Origin of the sequence: Pseudomonas anguilliseptica, from assembly GCF_900105355.1 — a bacterium.
GTDB classification, from domain to species: domain Bacteria; phylum Pseudomonadota; class Gammaproteobacteria; order Pseudomonadales; family Pseudomonadaceae; genus Aquipseudomonas; species Aquipseudomonas anguilliseptica.
In genome coordinates this window covers 1,394,817-1,413,069 of the sequence record NZ_FNSC01000001.1, presented here as the reverse complement: position 1 = coordinate 1,413,069, position 18,253 = coordinate 1,394,817, and the positions used below count along the sequence as shown (strand labels likewise).

Genomic DNA, 18,253 nt, shown 5'->3' with positions numbered 1-18,253 from the left:
GCATGCCGCTGCGTGCATTCACCCTGCTGGCCTTACTGTGCTGTTTCAGCCTGCCTTTGCGGGCGCTGGAGCTGGCCGATGCCTATGCGCTGGCGCTGCGTAACGACCCGCTGTTCCAGGCGGCGATCAAGGAGCATCAGGCCGACCAGGAGCACCGTAACCTCGGTCGTGCGGCGCTATTGCCGAAGTTGAATTACAGCTACAGCAACTCGCGCAACGAGTCGCAGGTGACCCAGCAAAGCCAGTTTGGCGATATCAGCAGTCAGCGCGATTATCGCGGTTATGCCTCCGTGCTCAGCCTGCAGCAGCCGCTGTTCGACTACGCCGCCTGGGCTGAATACCGCCAGGGTGAAGCCCGTGCTCTGCTGGCCGATCAGCGTTTTCGCGCGCGCAGTCAGGCGTTGCTGGTACGTCTGTTCCTGGCCTATAGCGAGGCCTTGCTGGCGGGCGGGCGTATCGCCCTGGCGCGGGCGCAGCGCAGTGCCTTCGCCGAGCGTCTGCAACTGAACCGGCGGCTGTTCGAAGGGGGTGAGGGAACTCGCACCGATCTGCTGGAAACCCAGGCCCGTCATGATCTGGCCCTGGCTCAGGAGATTGAGGTGAGTGATGCCCTGGACGCCGCCTTGCGTGAGCTGCAGGCGATAGTCGGTGAGCCGCTGTTGCTTGCCGATCTGCAGCCACTGGCCGAGCACGTGCAGATCGAGCCGCTGCAGCCGCGCTCGTTCGAAGCTTGGCGTGATCTGGCCCTGGCGGGTAACGCTGAACTGGCGGCCCAGCGGCATGCCATGACGGTGGCCGAACAGCAGGTCGAGCGAGCACGCGCCGGCCATTTGCCGACGCTCAGCTTGGTGGCCAGCAGCCGTCTGACCCGTTCCGATTCGGAAAGCGCCTACAACCAGCGCTATGACACGGACAGCATCGGCATTCAGCTCAACCTGCCGCTGTTTACCGGCGGTGCAACCTCTGCCGGTCGTCGCCAGGCTTCTTATCAGTTGGAGCAGGCCAGCCATGAGCTGGATGCGCAGAGCGCAACAACGCTCAATGAGCTGCGCAGGCAGTACAACCTCTGTGCCAGCAGCCAGGCCAAGATCCGTGCCTATCAGCTGGCAGTAACGTCATCGCGCAGTCTGATTGAGGCAACCCGGCGCAGCGTGTCTGGCGGCGAGCGGGTCAACCTGGATGTGCTGGATGCCGAGCAGGGTTTCTACACCGCACGCCGTGACCTGGCAGAAGCACGGCATGCCTATCTGCGCAGCTGGCTGCAGTTGCGTCAGCTTGCCGGAGTACTGGAGGAGCATGACCTGCAGCAGCTTGCGCTGCATTTTTCGCGCTCGCCGGTAGCGGCGCGAGTTGCCCCGGCGCAGGGTTGATTACGGTATCCGGGCTGCTGATTCGTTATTAATGGTGACGGCCCGATGGTCGTCCGTTTTGTTCAGACCATTCGAGACTATGCATATGACTGCGGTAAATTCGCCTCTCGGCCACGCCCTGCGTTCCCAGCGCTTCAATCAGATCACCCATGAGCCGCACAGCCGGCTGGATGCACTGGTGAAGAGTCATGATCCGTTCGCCACCCCGGAGCGTTTTGCCCGTTTCGTGGCCGCCCAGTACCTGTTTCAGCGTGATCTGGAGAACCTCTACAACAACCCCGAACTGATCGAGTTGATTGCCGACCTGCCCCAGCGCTGCCGTGTTGAGCAGGCCAGGTTGGATCTGGCTGATCTTGGCCGTTCCGTACCCGAAACGGATGAAACCATCCGTTCGCAGCAGATGGGTGTCGGTGCAGCGCTGGCCTGGTTGTTCGTTTCGGAAGGTTCCACGCTCGGTGCCGCCTTTCTGCTCAAGCGCATGCCGGCACTGGGATTGAGTGAGGCGTTCGGCGCACGGCATCTGGGCGAACCGGAGGGCGGTCGTGCTCAGGGTTGGAAGTCGTTTATCTCCGTGCTGGATGGTGTCGAGCTGGATGCCGAGCAGGAGCGACAGGCCGAGGCTGCAGCGATTGCTGCCTTCAATCGCTTCACTGACCACCTGGAGCGTTGCTTTGCCTGAGGTGTTGCTCCAGCGTCCCGCCTGGCAGCGCTGGTTATGGCTGGTGGTCGCCTATCTGAGCATCGGCATGGCCATGCTCGGGGTGTTGTTGCCCGGTTTGCCTACCACCGAATTTGTGCTGTTGGCGGCCTGGGCGGCGTCGCGCAGCTCACCGCGCCTGGCAGCTTGGCTGGAGAGCCACCGTCTGTTTGGCCCGCTGTTGCGGGATTGGCAGAATGGCGGCCTAATCGCCCGGCGCACCAAGTGGGTGGCCAGCCTGAGCATGCTGTTGGCATTGAGCATTCTGCTGCTGACGGTCAACCACTGGCCCTCGGTGGTGTTCGCTGCGACGGGCATGGGTTGTGGTGCGCTGTGGATCTGGTCACGTCCGGAAAAAACGCAAACGCCCCCCAATCAATAAACGCAATGGCGTTGCTCTGGGTCGGCAAGTCGGCCTAGGCTTGCGCTCTTTTCCCGAGAGCCTGCCATGTTATTGCCCGCTGCTCGCCCTTCCAGAACCACTGTGGTGTTGCTGGCCTCGCTGTATTGCGCCCAGGGTTTGCCCTCGGGACTGTTGGCCCATTCGCTGCCGGTGTTGCTGCGTCAGCACGGCGTTGATCTGGCGCTGATCGGCTTGCTCAAGTTGTTGGCCTTGCCCTGGTTGCTCAAGGTGCTCTGGGCGCCCTGGGTGGATCGGCTGGCTTCGCCGCGCTTGGGTCATCACCGCGGTTGGATTCTGCCGTTGCAGCTTGGCGTCATTACGGTGATTGCGACGCTGGCGCTGATGAGTCCCGAGCGGTTGTTCGACAGTCATTTTTTCTTGCTGATTGGCCTGTTACTGCTGGTCAATCTGGCAGCCTCGACTCAGGACATTGCCACTGATGGCCTGGCCGTACGCTTGCTGCCCGAGCGCTGGCGCGGACTGGGCAACAGTCTGCAGGTGGGCGGTTACAAGGTCGGCATGCTGGTCAGCGGCAGTGGTTTGCTGCTGGCGATGGATGCGCTGGGCTGGAACCTGAGTGTGGCACTGGTAGCGGGGCTGCTGGTGCTGATGACGCTGCCGATCTGGCGCTTTAACGAGCGGCGTGAGCTGCCGTTCCAGCCAGCGCAGGCGGAGCCGGCCGGGCCTGGGCTGTTGCTGCGGCATTACCGCGGCCTGCTGCTGCAGCCCGGCATGCTGTTCTGGCTGGCGGTGCTGCTGAGCTTCAAGCTGGGTGATGCGCTGGGTTCGCCGATGATCAAACCGATGCTGGTGGATCAGGGCTGGAGCAATGCCGAGCTGGGTCAGCTGACTCTGATCAGCAGCCTGGCCGGGATCGCCGGGGCGTTTCTCGGCGGCCTGTTGTATGCGCGTATCGGCGCGTTGCGCGCGTTGCTGCTGTTCGGTCTGTTGCAGGCGTGCGGGATCGCGGCCATGGCTGTGCTGGTAAATCCCGGCGGCAGCATCGGTCTGGTCTATCTGGTGGCGTTGTTTGAGCAGGCCGCCGATGGCATGTCCACGGTGGCGCTGTTCGCCGTGATGATGCGTCAGTGTCGGCCCGAGCATGAGGGCGCGGACTTTACCCTGCAGGCCAGTGTGCAGCTGCTGCTGGCCGGGCTGGTGGGTGCCACCAGCGGCTGGTTGGCCGAGCAGCTGGGCTTTGCCACGCTGTTTGTCAGTGCTGGTGTGTTGGGGCTGCTGGCGCTGCCCATTGTGCTGCTGTACTTCTGGCGTGGCGCTCGGCCGGCGGTCAGCGCGGTATAAATCGCCGGTTTTTCGCCGGGGTGTTTCCTCTATTCCCACCTGTGCCGGGCGCTGCTCGCCCGGCAGGCGTTCAACTGGATCAAAGATGGCTGCCTTTGTGCTGCGCGCGGGCAATCCTGCGGGCCCGTCCGGATTGAATAGAGGTGCGTATGCGCAAACCCGCGAGCCTGAGTGTCGGCCTGCGCCTGCTGTTGGCGTCCCAGGCCATGGCCCCGTTGAGCGTCAAGCTGGGGCTGGTGCAGCAACTGGGCGCGGAGAAGGCCGCGCTGTTGGCGCCGCATATGCCGCCGGGGCAATTGCGTGAGCTGATCATGGCCATGCCCATCGAGTTTGCCGCCAAGGTGACCACCCACCTCGACCGTAAGCGCTCCATAGACCCCACCTCCCTCTGGAGAGGTTTTGCGTTTTACAGTGGCGTCGTTGGTTGGCAGTTCCAAGGCAGCAGCGCTTCGTAGGCTTCAACGCTGTTGGCCAGCGGCAGGCGTTCGAGGACATGGCGCAGCCAGGCGTAGGGCTCCTGGCCATTGGTCTTGGCGGTTTCCACCAGGCTGTAGAGTTGGGCGCTGGCGGTCGCGCCTTTCGGCGTGTCGCTCAACAGCCAGTTCTTGCGACCTATGACGAAGGGCCGGATCGCGCGCTCGGCAGCGTTGTTATCGATCGGCAGGTGGCCAGCCTCGATGTAGCGTTCGAGTCGGCTCCAGTTGCTCGCCAGGTAGTTCACTGCTTTGCCCAGGGCATTCTGCGCCGTGACCTGCGGCTGGGTTTTCTCCAGCCAGGTCTTGAGCTGATCGAGGAGCGGTAGGCTGTGCTGCTGGCGGCCCCGGTAGCGCTGTTCATCGCTGGCATCCTTAAGTTCGCGCTCGATGCCGTAGAGCTTGTTGATCATCCCCAACGCGATGTCGGCACGCCCGGTTTTGCCCTTCGGTTGCACCTTTTGCGCTTCGACGAACTTGCGCCGCGCATGCGCCCAGCAGGCCAGGCGCTCAACACCTTGTTGTGCGGCCACGGCGTTGTAGCCGGCGTAATCGTCGGTCATCAGGTAGCCGCGATAACCGTCGAGCAGGCGCAGCGGCACCTCCTGCGCGCGGCTGGTTGTGTAGTCGAAGAGGATCACCGGTTTGCCAGGCGGGCCACCGGTCTGCACCCACATCCAGGAGTGGCTGCTCGGATCGCGCCCAGGCTCCTTGAGCACCTGCACGCGGGTTTCATCGCAGTGGATCACCGGACTGTCCAGCAGCCTGTCGCGCATCAGGTTGAGCAACGGTTGTAGCAGTTCGCCGCACTGGATCACCCAGCGCGCCAGGGTCTGCCGGGGGATGTCGATGCCATGGCGACTGAGCATCTTTTCGAAGCGATACAGTGGGATGCCGTCGGCGTATTTGCTGGTCAGCAGCATCGCCAGCACGCTCGGGCTGGCCAGCCTTTTCTCGATCAGTTGGGCCGGTTTGTCAGCGGTGACCGGCGCGCTTTCGCAGGCCTTGCAGGCATAGGTCTTGCGAATGTGGCGGATCACCTGAACCTGCATCGGGATGATTTCCAGCTGCTCGCTGGTTTCTTCGCCGATGGCCTGCTTGCGGCAACCGCATTCGCAGGTCAGTTCGTGTTCGGGCAGTTCGTGGATGACCTCGACACGCGGTAGTTCGGCCGGTAACGGCTTGCGCTTGCCGCGGCGCTTGGTCGGCGCAACGACTTCTTCCTCGACCTCAGCGGCCGGAGCTTCAGCCGCCGCTTCGGCCAGGCTTTCCGCTTCGTTGAACATCTCTAGCTGCGGTGAATCCGGGTCGCTGCTCTGCTCGGATTTACGGCCGAACAGGCGCTGGATCAACAGCGCGTTTTGTTCGCGCAGGCGCTCGATCTGCCCATCCTTGTCCTTGGCCAATTCCTGCGCCGACGACAACACCTCAGCGAGCAATTGCTTGAGCGCGGCGGGGTCATCAGGAAGGGTTTCGGGCACAGAAATCATGCCGTGGATTATACCGGCTCAGGTGACGAACCTAGGGGTCAAAACCTGGTGCGGCCGGTTGCGCCACAGGTCGATACCGTCCAACAACCAGTTCAACTCCTGGGCCGTCAGCACGATCGCATCTTCGCCAGGTTCCGGATGCGACTTGAAGCGTTCAGCCTCCAATCGCTTGAGCCACAGGCAAAAGCCGTTGCGCTCCCAATACAAAATCTTCACCCGGCTGCGCGCGCGGTTGAGGAAGACGAACAGCACCGGGTCGAACACCGCCACCTTGATATCCAGCTCGACCAGGGCGGCCAGGCCATCGATGGATTTTCGGAAATCCACCGGCTTGGGGTATAGATAGACTTTTTCGACTTTGGCGTCGGGGCGCATCATGACGGCTGGCTCCAGAAAGAAATTGGAGCTCAGCATTGGCTGGCCTGCGGATCATTTGTAGATGAGGTTTATGGAGCGCTTACGATCGACAGCCATTCGGCACAGAGCAATCTGAGTTTACAGGCTCTGAACTCAGAGCAAATCCAGCGCGAGGTGATCAATCTGCTGCTGGGGCCGGCGCGGCTTTATGAGGCACTGCGCGCCCACAGCATCTGCTTTAAAAACTCAGCCCCCAGTCTGAACTCAGCAGAAATTAGAGGAAGACCATAATGACTCATAGCGAGTCGTTCGACGACCGTTCGACAGCCATAAACATGGCACTCATTCGCTGCGCAAAAATACTACGCAGCGCCATGCCCCACGTCGACTACAAAAACATCTTACTCCCCATAATTATATTTAAAAGAATATCAGACACATACCATGACGAGATAGCAAAAAACGCCTTCACAGGTCTTGAAAATCCGCACCGCTACACAATACCTATAAACTGCTCTTGGTACGAAATACTAACCACAAGATACGACATAAGCCAAAAACTAGAACCCGCACTAATAGCAATCGAAACTGCAAACCCTCAGTTAGAAGGGATATTAGTAGACAGGCACTCACGCCTCCTAGTTGAAGATAAATATCTCCAAGAGGTGGCGGTTGCAGGAGCTGAGTGCAACACGGTTATTGAATTGACGCTGGCGCATCATGCCGCATAGCCATGGCTTCTTGCATTACTTCGCTCATGACTTCGATCGGGCACTTGAAGTCGAAGCGCTTACGCGGCCGCATATTCAGTTGCAGTGCAATGGCATCCAACTGTTCTTGGCTGTGTCCCGACAAGTCTGTGCCCTTGGGCAGGTACTGGCGAATGAGGCCGTTGATGTTTTCGTTGCTGCCGCGCTGCCAGGGGCTGTGTGGGTCGCAGAAGTAGATCGCTATGCCGGTTCTCTGGGTGATCTCGGCGTGCCGCGCCATCTCCCGGCCCTGGTCGTAGGTCATGCTCTTACGCATCGCCAGCGGCATACGATTGAGTGCGGCGCTGAAACCTTCCATCGCCGAGGTCGCCGTCGCATCGTTCATCTTGATCAGCATCAGGTAGCCACTGGTGCGTTCTACCAAGGTGCCGACCGACGAGGCGTTGGCCTTGCCCTTGATAAGGTCGCCCTCCCAGTGGCCCGGCATCAGGCGGTCTTCAATCTCCGGCGGGCGCACGTGAATACTGACCAGCTCCGGGAGCTGGCCACGTCGATCCACGCCGCCAGAGCGCGGCCTGCGCGTCGTCTTGCTTTGGCGCAGGCAGATAATCAGCTCCTTGCGCAGCTCGCCGACCGGCAAGGCATAGATCGCGGTATAGATCGTCTCGCGACAGACGTAGGCATCTCTGAGGCTGGGTATGTTCATGCTGCGCAGCTTGCCGGCAATCTGCTCGGGAGACAAACGCTCACGCAGCATATGGGTCACCAACTCGAAGCGTTCACTACCGGGCAGCAGCTTTCGCTTGGGCCGGCAGACTTGGCGCCGGGCTCTCATCTGCTGCTGCGCCGCACGGGCCGAGTAACGACCGCAGACCTCTCGATTACGGCGCAACTCGCGACTGATAGTCGAGGGGGATCGGTTGATCAGGTGGGCAATCTTGCGCAGGCTAAAGCCTTGGGCATGACCGATTTGAATAGTGGCGCGCTCTTCAACGCTGAGTTCGGAATAAGACATAGGGGCAGCACCGTATCGGAAAGATCAGGTGTTGCACTCAGTTTTTGCCGCCGCCCTCGTAAATCTACAACTAGGAAATGTTCTGGAAGACCCCAAGCACTTAGACCAACGCTTCGAAGTAGTGCTTTCTGTCCCGCCATTTGGCGCAAGCTGGGAGCCCTCCCGCTCATACAGCAAAAAAACGCCGCTCCACGATTACGGCCCAGAACCGACACGATCAAAAGCTGATTTTGCTTTTGTACAGCACATGCTTCGACAGCTTGCAGATGACGGCATAATGGCAGTTGTACTGCCTCTCGGAGTGCTATTTCGTGGAAACTCAGAACAAAAAATCCGCAAATATCTAATACAAGAATTGAACTGCCTAGACACTGTAATAGGCCTCCCACCAAACCTTTTTTATGGCACAGCAATTCCAGCATGCATTCTTATTTTCAAGAAGCAACGACAGCAAGCTGACAACATTCTTTTTATTGACGCCAGCAACCAATATGGAAAAGAGCGCTGGTACAACTACTTTCGCGATCAAGACCTAGAAAATATTTTAGCCACGACAATAGAACGCAAAAGCATCGAGCTTTACTCAGAAGTAGTAGCCTTAGACAGCATTCGCAAAAATAACTTCAACCTTAATATACAACTATATGTTGACGAATACCGAAAAGAGACCATTCAAAGCTTTGTGGATTTTCACAACCTAGTCGAAAGACACTTGGGCGATAATGTAGTATTTCGTGGAGTAAAAGACTCCAGATTCGAAATAACCCCATCTATTGGGCGCCTACCAATAGACAGCACAAAAATTGAACAAGCTGAAGAAACCATCTTCAAGCAATTCAAAGAACAGGCGCTGCCACATCTAAATTTCACACCAAGAAATGATTGGGAGTGGCTAGCACTCGCTCAGCATCATGGCTTGCCAACTCGCCTCTTGGATTGGACAGTCAACCCTCTCATAGCCTTATATTTTGCAGTAGAAGAGGATTGCAACTGTGACTCAGCGGTATACATCTACATAGATGATCAGCCACCAGTTAATTTGGAGCTTAGCGAGTACGCTAACCCCCTACTTTTCCCAAGCGATCAGCCAGTTCTTCGTTATACACCAGCACATCTAACACCCAGAATTATTGCACAAAGCGGATTGTTCACGATCCACCAAAACGTTACACAAGGCTTTACGTCTGAACACATTTATAAAATCGTGATCCCCAGCAAGATAAGAAAAAAACTGAAGCAGCAGCTCTATCGCTACGGCATTCACCGGGGCACCATCTACCCAGGACTTGATGGAACAAGCGCCCATATAAAATGGCTTAACTGCCAAGCCAGTGAATGATAATACTCATGACAGGCCAATTAAAATCATGCTGTCTATTTTAATCGAAACCAATACAACCTTACTCAACAAGACTTGGCAGCTGATGCTTGCAACTAAGCTTCGGCAGCTGCTAACTGGTACGGACTGGCGCTGACATTTTGAGACCTGGAGCCATAAGTGCACTAGCACCCAGCCTCTAGGGATGGTCTGAAGTAGCCCTGTATTTCCGGTCAACTTCAGCCTCCGCTGATTTTGAAAGCGGAAAACTGATCAAAAACGATCAAGTCATCCGCTCATTTCGGTGTTTCTGGCCGCCGCGAGCACCTCGCAGCGGTCATTTCCCACATTACAGGCGCACCTCTCCTGCATTCGTCAGCAAATGTCGACGGGCCATCCACAGGTTCGACAGGGCGAACAGCGTTACCAGTTGTGCGGTGTTTTTGGCCAGGCCACGGAAGCGCGTCTTCACATAACCGAACTGGCGCTTGATCACGCGAAACGGATGCTCGACCTTGGCGCGCACTTGGGCTTTGGCCTTCTCGATCTTGCGCTTGGCTTTGTATAACCCGCTGCGCTTATCGAGCTTCCTGTAGGTGCTGCGGCGTGCCGCCACCTGCCAGATTACCTTCCGACCTTCATGCTCCGGACGCTTTTCGACACCGGTGTAACCTGCGTCAGTACACACCACGTTTTCGTCGCCGTGCAGCAGTTTGTCTACCTGGGTGACATCCGCCACGTTGGCTGCCGTGCCTACTACGCTGTGCACCAGACCCGACTCGTCATCCACGCCGATGTGCGCCTTCATGCCGAAGTAGTACTGGTTGCCCTTCTTTGTTTGGTGCATTTCCGGATCGCGCTTACGGTCCTTGTTCTTGGTCGAACTCGGCGCATTGATCAACGTGGCATCGACGATGGTGCCCTGGCGCAGTGACAGACCACGGTCGCCCAGGTAGCCGTTAATCACGGCCAAGATGCCTGCAGCCAGCTCGTGTTTCTCCAGCAAGCGACGGAAGTTGAGGATGGTGGTTTCATCGGGAATGCGCTCCAGGCTTAAGCCGGCGAACTGGCGCAGGATGGTGGTCTCGTACAGCGTTTCCTCCATCGCCGGATCGCTGTAACCGAACCAGTTTTGCATCAGATGCACACGCAGCATCGCCATCAGCGCATAGGCGGGCCTGCCACCTTCGCCCTTCGGGTAGTGCGGATCGATCAGGGTGACCAATCCTTCCCACGGCACTACTCGATCCATCTCGATCAGGAACAACTCTTTGCGGGTCTGCTTGCGCTTGCCTGCGTACTCGGCGTCGGCGAAGGTCATCTGCTTCATCGGAAAACTCGACGGGTGGAATCCGGGTATTTTGCCAAAATCAGGAAGTCTTCTTCAGAGTTTCCCTAGCCGCACACTTTTTCGTCAGTCCAACCAGAAAGCATGGAGGGCGCCGACACAACCTGACGCCCCAAATGCCGACCAAAACAGGCAAGCGTGCACGACATAGCCAGGGGGGGCTAGCCCAGAAACACCGCAAGGTCCCGCCCTATCCAATGTTTGCGAGGCCTTGACCTGACCGTCATGCCCGACTAATCTCCGCACATCCCGCCCATGGCAGTACGCCGTCCAACACATCCAGGACGTGCCGAACCCTTGGGCGTTTTGCATTCTGGAGTTTAGGATGACGACAGCGATTCTTGTAGATGGTGCTTATTTCATCAAACGTTTCAGGCAGATAGAGTCTAACAATGCCTATAACGCGGAGCGCGCTGCCGACCTGATCCACCGCTGGGCCACCGCCACCTCATCTCCTCGCCAAAACCAGCAACTAATGGCGGCAACAGACCTGAAAGCCGCACAAAATCACACCGCCGCGAGCTTTACAGAATCTTTTTTTACGATTGCCCGCCGCTAGCAAACAAGCAACACAATCCGATCACTCGGCAACTGGTTGATTTTTCCAAGTCTAAGGAAGCTCTTTTCAGAACCGAGCTCCACAACCGCTTGCGCAGTAAACGCAAGCTAGCGTTGCGACTGGGCCATCTCTCCAAGGATGTGAAGTGGACAATCAAGCCCGATAAAATCACCATGCTCCTGAAAGGGCAGATCCAGATCTCTGACCTGACGGGCGATGATGTTCGGATTGACACCAAACAGAAGGGTGTCGATATGAGAATCGGTGTTGATGTGGCTTCACTCTCCTTCAAAAAGCAGGTTGACCAGATTGTTCTCATTGCTGGTGACGCTGATTTTGTCCCCGCCGCCAAAATGGCACGTCGCGAGGGAATAGATTTCATCCTTGACCCAATGTGGCAGACCATCCCCGACGGTCTTATGGAGCACATAGATGGCCTTCGTTCGACATGCCCAAAGCCTCAACCTAGAGCTAGTCGCACCGTCAGCACTGCTGACTGAGAGCTACCCTGCGCAGAAAAACTCCGGCGAGTACAACACCACCCAGATTTAGCGACTCCCCCTCACAAAGGCATCGCGCATGCGACTATGCAGTGGGGTAAATATTGTTTTAGGGGTACGAATAGGGGTACGATCAAACAACACCACACGAAGATCTAGTCTAGATAGCCACTTTGTTAAATTTTATGATTCCGTCCCCGGCACCAAATACAGAGAAAGGCTCACAGCGATGTGGGCCTTTTCTTTTTCTACAGAAAGCAATCTGCAGAAAAAGCTGGCGACCTCGCTCGTCCTGCGCCATGTTCAGCACCGTCAGCCAACAGGGACGCCCGCTGCCATGCATGATCTGATTCTCTACAGCACCGACGACGGCATGCTTACGCTGCAACTGCGTGCCTGCGTCTGGGCGAACCAGCAGGCATTCGCCAAGCGGCTTATCAGCCTGCCTATCCGCAGCGCGCCCTACCGAGGCGCACCCAGCCCGGCAACTATCAAGCAATCCTTGACAGTTCAGCCCGTGGCCAGCCGCCAGATCAGCCGCAGCCCTCAGTGCGATGCGGCACTCGCCGTCCGTCAACCCTGATTCAGCCAAGAAGAAGCCCATGAGCCATAGCCCCATCAGCCAGGACGAAATCAACGCCATCATCTGGAAGTCCTGCGACACCTTCCGTGGCAGCGTGGATGCCAGCGACTACAAGAACTACGTGCTGACCATGCTGTTCTTGAAGTACCTGAGCGACGTCTGGCAGGACCACTACGAGGGCTACCAGGCCAAGTACGGCAATGAGCCGGCGCTGATCGCCGCCATGATGAAGACCGAGCGCTTTGTGCTCCCGCCCAAGGCCAACTTCTATGCCTTGCACGAGCAGCGCCACCTGCCCGGCAACGGCGAGCGCATCGACGAAGCCCTGCATGCCATCGAAGACGCCAACAGCGCCAAGCTGCGCGGCGTGTTCCAGGACATCAGCTTTAACGCCAACAAGCTCGGCGAAGAAAAAAGCAAAAACAACCTGCTGCGCCACCTGCTGGAAGACTTCGCCCAGGCGGACATGAACCTGCGCCCCTCGCGCATCGGCAGCCAGGACATCATCGGCAACGCCTACGAATTCCTGATTTCGCGCTTTGCCGCCGGCGCTGGCAAAACCGCAGGCGAGTTCTACACCCCAGCCCAGGTCAGCGACCTGCTGGCCGAACTGCTCGACCCGCAACCCGGCGAGCAGATTTGCGACCCGGCCTGCGGCTCGGCATCGCTGCTGATGAAGTGCGGGCGCAAAGTGCTGGAGAAAACCGGCTCGCGCAACTATGCCCTGTTCGGCCAGGAATCCATCGGCGCCACCTGGGCCCTGGCCAAAATGAACCTGTTTCTGCACGGCGAAGAAAACCACGACCTGCGCTGGGGCGACAGTATCCGCCACCCGCAACTGCTCGACGCCAGCGGCGGCCTGATGCACTTCGACGTGGTCACCGCCAACCCGCCCTTCTCCCTGGAGAAATGGGGCATCGAACAGGCCGAACACGACAAGTTCGGCCGCTTCCAGCGCGGCATCCCGCCGAAAACCAAGGGCGACTACGCCTTTATCCTGCATATGATCGAAACCCTAAAACCCGGCACAGGCCGCATGGGCGTAGTCGTACCCCACGGCGTGCTGTTCCGCGGCGGCAGCGAAGGCAAAATCCGCCAGGCACTGATTGAGGAAAACCTGCTGGACGCGGTGATCGGCCTGCCGGAAAAACTGTTCTTCGGCACCGGCATCCCGGCGGCGATTTTGCTGTTCCGCAAAACCAAGAGCAGCGACGACGTGATCTTTATCGACGCCTCCCGCGACTTTATGGCCGGCAAAAACCAGAACCAGCTTGGTCCGCAGCAGTTGGAACGTATCGTCAGCGCCTACCGCGCCCGCCAGCACCAAAGCCGCTACGCCGAACCGGTGAGTCTGCAGGCCATCCGCGATAACGACTACAACCTCAATATCCCGCGCTATGTGGACACCTTTGAGGCCGAGGACGAGATTGATCTGCTGGCGATCAAGGCTGAGCGTGAAGGGCTGGAGCGGGAGTTGGTGGAGTTAAAGCGGGAGATGGATGGGTATTTGCGGGAGCTTGGTTATGGTGCCTAAGGGTTGGCAGTCAGGAACGCTGGGAGACTTATCCGACACGGTTATGGGCTACGCCTTTAAAAGTACAGATTTTGTCCTATCGGGCATTCCATTACTGCGCATGGGTAATCTCTACCAGAACCAGCTTGATCTAGATAGAAGCCCAGTTTTTCTGCCTGATTCATTCAAAACCCAATACTCCAAGTTCCTCGTCAAAGAAGGTGACTTGGTGATGTCTATGACCGGAACTATGGGCAAGCGCGACTACGGTTTCACCGTACAAATTCCCGACGGCGCATCAGACTCATTACTCAACCAGCGCGTAATAAAATTCATAACCAAGAAGGATGCAGACCCTGTTTTCTTGCTCAACCTTTTAAGAAGTGAGCTGACGCTATGCGCCCTCTATTCATTTCCCGGAGGAACAAAGCAAGCAAACTTGTCCGCAAAGCAAATTCTGAATCTTCCGGCCCTAATTCCACCAATAGCCGAACAAACCAAGATCGCCCAAGTCCTCTCCTCCTGGGACAAAGCCATCGCTATCACCGAGCGTCTGCTTGCCAATAGCCAGCAGCAGAAAGACATGCTCACCAATCAGCTATTGACCGGCCAACAGCGCTTTAGCGAATTCGTTACGTCCAAGGATTACCAGCACACATTTCACGGTCCGATCCCAAGCGACTGGAGCTACGTGCCTATCGCGGATATAGCCAACCAGCAGTCCAAAGCAAACTCAACACAAGCCGACTTACCCGTACTGTCATGCTCCAAATATGACGGCCTTGTGGACTCGCTCAAATACTTCAAAAAGAAGGTTTACAGCGACGACACGTCAAAATATCGGGTCGTTGAATTCGGCGACTTCGCCTACCCGTCCAACCATATCGAAGAAGGTTCGATTGGTTATCAGGATGTTTACCCAGCCGGCATCGTCAGCCCGATTTACACCGTATTCAGAACGACCGACGCAGTTGATGACTACTTCTTGTATCGGACCTTGAAAACTGACAAGTACCGTCAAATATTCTCAGCGGCCACCAGCGCCTCGGTAGATCGACGCGGAAGCCTGCGCTGGAAAGAATTCAGCAAAATTCAGGTGCCACTACCACCACTGGCCGAACAACAAAAAATCGCCCAGGTACTCTCCACAGCCGACGCCGAAATCGCCAATCTGCAAGCGCAACTGGCCAAGCTCAAGCTGGAGAAAAAAGCCCTGATGCAACAACTGCTCACCGGTCAGCGCCGGGTCAAACTGGACGCCGAAACAGCGGCCTAACGCGTAGGGTGGATGACGCTGTTTTCATCCACCCTATAATCGCCACGGTGGATGGGTGAGGCGCCATCCACCCTACGCAACAACTTCACCGGCCAACGTCGGGTCAAGCCGAACGCCGAAGCAGCGGCCTGAACTTGCATCGGTGGATGACGCTGTTTTCATCCACCCTATAATCGCCACGGTGGATGGGTGAAGCGCCATCCACCCTACGAAAAATCTGATGCAACCGAACCACGAGAGCCCTGTATGAAAACCGACCCGCTCAACGATGCCGAACTGGATTATGTCGAGAGCATCCTGCTCAAGTACGGCAACGATGACTCGATTCTGGACGCCAGCGAGCTGGACGGCTTTTTCACCGCGCTGATCTCCGGCCCCGAGGTGCTGCCGCCCAGCCGCTGGCTGCCGGCGCTGTGGGGCGGCGTAACGCCCAAATTCGCCAAGGACGCCGAACTGCAGCGCTTTATGAACCTGCTGATCCAGCACATCAACAACTGCGTATTGATGCTGATGGAATACCCGGCCGAGTTCGCTGCGCTGTTCAGCACCCGCGAGTACCAAGGCGAAACCCTGACCATCGTTGAGGAGTGGTGCTTCGGCTATATGCGCGGGGTAAGCCTGGGCCAATGGCCGGCGCTGCCGGAAAGCGAGGCCACGCACCTGGCGGCCATCGAGCTGCATGGCAGCGAAGCCAACTTCGCCCAGCTGGAGCACATGAGCCAGGCTGAGCACCAGCAATCGGTCACCGCCATCGAACCCGCCGTGCGTGCCCTGCATGCGTATTGGCTGGCACAACGCAGCCAATCGCCCAGCCCGGCACAAACTCCGCTGCAGGCAGCGCCCAAGGCCGGGCGCAACGACCCCTGCCCGTGCGGCAGCGGCAAAAAATTCAAGCAGTGCTGCCTGCACTAAGCGCGGCCAAACGTAGGGTGGGTTAGGCGCGCCCACGGTTATGCAAACAACGCAAAACCCAAGCGCGCCGTAACCCACCATGGCGGCTGACCGGCAAATCGCAACGGTGGGTTACGCGGCGTCCAACGTCTGCAGCGCTACCCACAACCCTGCCCTGCGCCGCTAACCCACCCTACAATTTCTAAAGCCCCTCCCACAAAAGCCTCAGCAGCCCGTAGCCCGGATGCAATCCGGGACCGCACGCGTGAAGCACCCCGGATTACATCCGGGCTACCACGGCAATAGCGGCAACACCGCCACACTCGGCCTGACTGGCGGCCTCTGGTATCGTCTGCCCATGCCCACGCAAGGAAGCTCCATGCCGCTCGCCAGCGCTCCGCCAACCAACAGTGCCTTCGCCCACGCACCCAGCGTTGGAGGCGTCTCATGCTGATGCAATCCGTCGAATCCTTACTGAACGAGTTGCGCGCCCTCGACGAACACCCGCGCATCGAAGCCAAGCGCGCTTCGCAGATGGGCAGTTCAGTGATGCAAAGCATCTGTGCCTTCGCCAATGAGCCGGGGCTGGGCGGCGGCTACCTGCTGCTCGGGGTGTGCGAGCCGGACGAGCAGCATGCGGAGTTCTGGCCGCAAGGCGTGACTGATGTAGACAAGTTGCTCAACGAGATTCAGGGCAACTGCCGCGAACAATTCGAAACAGCGATCCCGGTGCACAGCCAAACGGCGCTGGTCGATGGCCAGCGATTGGTGGCGCTGTATGTGCCGGAGCTGGATGCCGCGGCCAAGCCGTGCGTGTTCAAGGGCAAGTTCGACAGCAAGCACAAACGCAAGACCGGCGTCTGGCGGCGCGGGCTGAATGGCGATTACGAGTGTTCGCAGCAGGAACTGGAGCCCCTGCTACTGGCCAAGTCTGGCCTGAGCTTTGAGCAGGTCATTTTGCCGGATGCCGAGTGGGACGACCTCGACAGCGGGGTCATTGCCCTCTATCGGCAATTGCGCGCCCGCGTGCGTCCCCAAGCCGAGGAGTTGCTGGCCGGCGACGAGGAGATGCTGCGCGCGCTCAACCTGGTCAAACACCTCGACGGGCGCTGGCGGCCGAATGTGGCGGGGTTGTTGTTACTGGGCAAGCCGCTGGCGCTGCGCCGCCTGCTGCCGGCCGTGCGGGTCGATTATGTGCGTATCCAGGGCACGCAATGGGTCGAAAACCCCGAGCAACGCTTCGCCACCACCCAGGATTTTCGCGAGCCACTGCTGCGCCTGATCGTCCGCCTGGAGGCGACCATTCTGGACGATATGCCCCGGCATTTTCGCCTGCGTGAAGGCGAGACCCAGCGTTCCGATCAACCCTTGCTGCCGCAGAAGGTGATCCGCGAGGCGGTGGTCAATGCCCTGATGCACCGCGACTATCAGGTCAACCAGCCGACCCTGGTGGTGCGTTACAGCAATCGCCTGGAAATCCGCAATGCCGGCTATTCGCTCAAGCCCACCGCCCTGCTTGGCGAAATGGGTTCGCTGCTGCGCAACCCGATCATTGCCGGCGTGCTGTATGACTTGGACTTTGCCGAGACCAAAGGCACTGGCATTCGCACCATGCGCCGCCTGCTGCAAGAGTTGGGGCTAACCGCGCCAGTGTTCAGCAGCCATCAGCTGGAAAACCAGTTCACCGCCATCTACCTGCTGCACCAGTTACTGGGTGAAGCACAACTGCGCTGGCTGCAGCAATTCAGCCATCTGCAACTGAGTGGCGACGAAGCCAAGGCACTGATCCTGGCGGCAGAAACCGGCGCGGTGGACAACGCCGCGCTGCGGGCCATCAGCGACTTGGATACGCTGGCTGCCAGCCAGCTATTGGGCCGACTGCACCATCAACGCGGCCTGCTGGTGAAAGGCGGCGCGGGGCCGGCAACCTACTACCAACTGGCGGAGTTGCCGGGCCTGCCGCTGTTCCCGGCAGAAGGCCCGGATGGCAGCAAGCTCGACGCAAATACGAGTGACCTCAGGGCAAATACGAGTGACCTCGACGCAAATACGAGTGACCTCGACGCAAATACGAGTGACCTCAGGGCAAATACGAGTGACCTCGACGCAAATACGAGTGACCTCGGCGCCAATACAGGTGACCTGCCAGAGCCATTGCGCATGGCGCTGGCGGCGCTTTCGCCCAAGGCGCGCAGGCACACACTCTGGCCGTTGATTCTGTGGCTATGCAGCCTGCGCCCGCAGAATGCTGAGCAACTGGCCCGGCAGTTGAATCGCCAGGTGGTGGCGCTGAAGACAGGCCATTTGAACCCGCTGCGCGAGCAGCAAGGCCTGCTGGAATACCTGCACCCCGAAGTAATCAATCATCCGCAACAAGCCTATGTGACCAGTGCTGCCGGTCGCCTATGGTTGGCCGAACAAGGAATAGTGCTGTGACCACTGCCGTTG

Annotated in this window: 18 protein-coding genes; 14 read left to right on the top strand and 4 right to left on the bottom strand. The window is 58.4% G+C overall.

Going from position 1 to position 18,253, the window contains the following annotated elements; translation table 11 throughout:
• Positions 1-2: 2 nt before the first annotated feature.
• The 5 genes from BLW24_RS06925 (at position 3) to BLW24_RS06905 (ending at position 4,227) form a co-directional block, all read left to right on the top strand.
• Complete coding sequence (locus BLW24_RS06925) at positions 3-1,370, top strand: TolC family outer membrane protein (protein ID WP_090378402.1); 1,368 nt, start codon at positions 3-5, stop codon at positions 1,368-1,370.
• 85 nt (positions 1,371-1,455) lie between these two features.
• The gene (locus BLW24_RS06920) at positions 1,456-2,049 is read left to right on the top strand and encodes a biliverdin-producing heme oxygenase (RefSeq protein WP_090387644.1); all 594 of its coding nucleotides are present in this window, start codon (positions 1,456-1,458) and stop codon (positions 2,047-2,049) included.
• On the top strand, positions 2,042-2,449 hold the full coding sequence (locus BLW24_RS06915) for a YbaN family protein (RefSeq protein WP_244161097.1): 408 nt from the start codon (positions 2,042-2,044) through the stop codon (positions 2,447-2,449). The genes BLW24_RS06920 and BLW24_RS06915 overlap by 8 nt, the downstream gene beginning before the upstream one ends.
• Before the next feature lie 66 nt (positions 2,450-2,515).
• Positions 2,516-3,772 (top strand): MFS transporter, encoded by a 1,257-nt coding sequence (locus tag BLW24_RS06910; RefSeq protein ID WP_090378395.1) that lies wholly within the window; start codon positions 2,516-2,518, stop codon positions 3,770-3,772.
• 149 nt (positions 3,773-3,921) lie between these two features.
• Positions 3,922-4,227: a hypothetical protein gene (locus tag BLW24_RS06905; protein WP_090378392.1), complete on the top strand. Its 306-nt coding sequence runs from the start codon at positions 3,922-3,924 to the stop codon at positions 4,225-4,227.
• On the opposite strand, the gene tnpC is transcribed toward BLW24_RS06905, so the two are convergent.
• A complete protein-coding gene (gene tnpC / locus BLW24_RS06900) occupies positions 4,179-5,735 on the bottom strand; it encodes an IS66 family transposase (protein ID WP_090378389.1) in 1,557 nt (518 codons plus the stop codon). The two genes, BLW24_RS06905 and tnpC, sit on opposite strands and share 49 nt — an antisense overlap.
• An 18-nt stretch (positions 5,736-5,753) precedes the next feature.
• Positions 5,754-6,149 (bottom strand): IS66 family insertion sequence element accessory protein TnpB, encoded by a 396-nt coding sequence (gene tnpB, locus BLW24_RS06895; protein ID WP_244161054.1) that lies wholly within the window; start codon positions 6,147-6,149, stop codon positions 5,754-5,756.
• 278 nt (positions 6,150-6,427) lie between these two features.
• Between tnpB and BLW24_RS06890 the strand changes: the two genes are divergently transcribed.
• Positions 6,428-6,823: a type I restriction-modification system subunit M N-terminal domain-containing protein gene (locus BLW24_RS06890; protein ID WP_167360337.1), complete on the top strand. Its 396-nt coding sequence runs from the start codon at positions 6,428-6,430 to the stop codon at positions 6,821-6,823.
• Here BLW24_RS06890 and BLW24_RS06885 read toward each other — a convergent pair.
• A complete protein-coding gene (locus BLW24_RS06885; protein ID WP_090375993.1) occupies positions 6,789-7,817 on the bottom strand; it encodes an IS30 family transposase in 1,029 nt (342 codons plus the stop codon). The two genes, BLW24_RS06890 and BLW24_RS06885, sit on opposite strands and share 35 nt — an antisense overlap.
• Before the next feature lie 28 nt (positions 7,818-7,845).
• Between BLW24_RS06885 and BLW24_RS25885 the strand changes: the two genes are divergently transcribed.
• Complete coding sequence (locus BLW24_RS25885) at positions 7,846-9,156, top strand: N-6 DNA methylase (RefSeq protein ID WP_167360336.1); 1,311 nt, start codon at positions 7,846-7,848, stop codon at positions 9,154-9,156.
• A 328-nt stretch (positions 9,157-9,484) separates the two neighbouring features.
• Here BLW24_RS25885 and BLW24_RS06875 read toward each other — a convergent pair whose 3' ends face one another.
• Positions 9,485-10,465 (bottom strand): IS5 family transposase, encoded by a 981-nt coding sequence (locus BLW24_RS06875; protein ID WP_090375570.1) that lies wholly within the window; start codon positions 10,463-10,465, stop codon positions 9,485-9,487.
• Between the two features lie 343 nt (positions 10,466-10,808).
• Between BLW24_RS06875 and BLW24_RS26400 the strand changes: the two genes are divergently transcribed.
• The 7 genes from BLW24_RS26400 (at position 10,809) to BLW24_RS06845 (ending at position 18,241) form a co-directional block, all read left to right on the top strand.
• On the top strand, positions 10,809-11,042 hold the full coding sequence (locus tag BLW24_RS26400; protein ID WP_244161096.1) for a hypothetical protein: 234 nt from the start codon (positions 10,809-10,811) through the stop codon (positions 11,040-11,042).
• A gap of 140 nt (positions 11,043-11,182) precedes the next feature.
• Positions 11,183-11,542 carry an NYN domain-containing protein gene (locus BLW24_RS26395; RefSeq protein ID WP_244161095.1) on the top strand — a complete coding sequence of 120 codons (360 nt, stop codon included), beginning with the start codon at positions 11,183-11,185 and terminating at the stop codon, positions 11,540-11,542.
• A 229-nt stretch (positions 11,543-11,771) separates the two neighbouring features.
• Entirely contained in the window at positions 11,772-12,125 is a 354-nt protein-coding gene (locus BLW24_RS06865) for a virulence RhuM family protein (RefSeq protein ID WP_090378383.1), read from the top strand.
• Positions 12,126-12,144: 19 nt separating this feature from the next.
• Positions 12,145-13,659 (top strand): type I restriction-modification system subunit M, encoded by a 1,515-nt coding sequence (locus BLW24_RS06860; RefSeq protein ID WP_090378379.1) that lies wholly within the window; start codon positions 12,145-12,147, stop codon positions 13,657-13,659.
• Positions 13,649-14,914, top strand: a complete 1,266-nt coding sequence (locus BLW24_RS06855; RefSeq protein WP_090378376.1) for a restriction endonuclease subunit S — start codon at positions 13,649-13,651, stop codon at positions 14,912-14,914. The genes BLW24_RS06860 and BLW24_RS06855 overlap by 11 nt, the downstream gene beginning before the upstream one ends.
• Positions 14,915-15,160: 246 nt before the next feature.
• Positions 15,161-15,826, top strand: coding sequence for a YecA/YgfB family protein (locus tag BLW24_RS06850; protein ID WP_090378373.1), 666 nt, complete (start codon positions 15,161-15,163; stop codon positions 15,824-15,826).
• A gap of 426 nt (positions 15,827-16,252) precedes the next feature.
• Positions 16,253-18,241 carry an ATP-binding protein gene (locus BLW24_RS06845; RefSeq protein WP_090378371.1) on the top strand — a complete coding sequence of 663 codons (1,989 nt, stop codon included), beginning with the start codon at positions 16,253-16,255 and terminating at the stop codon, positions 18,239-18,241.
• Positions 18,242-18,253 lie beyond the last annotated feature (12 nt).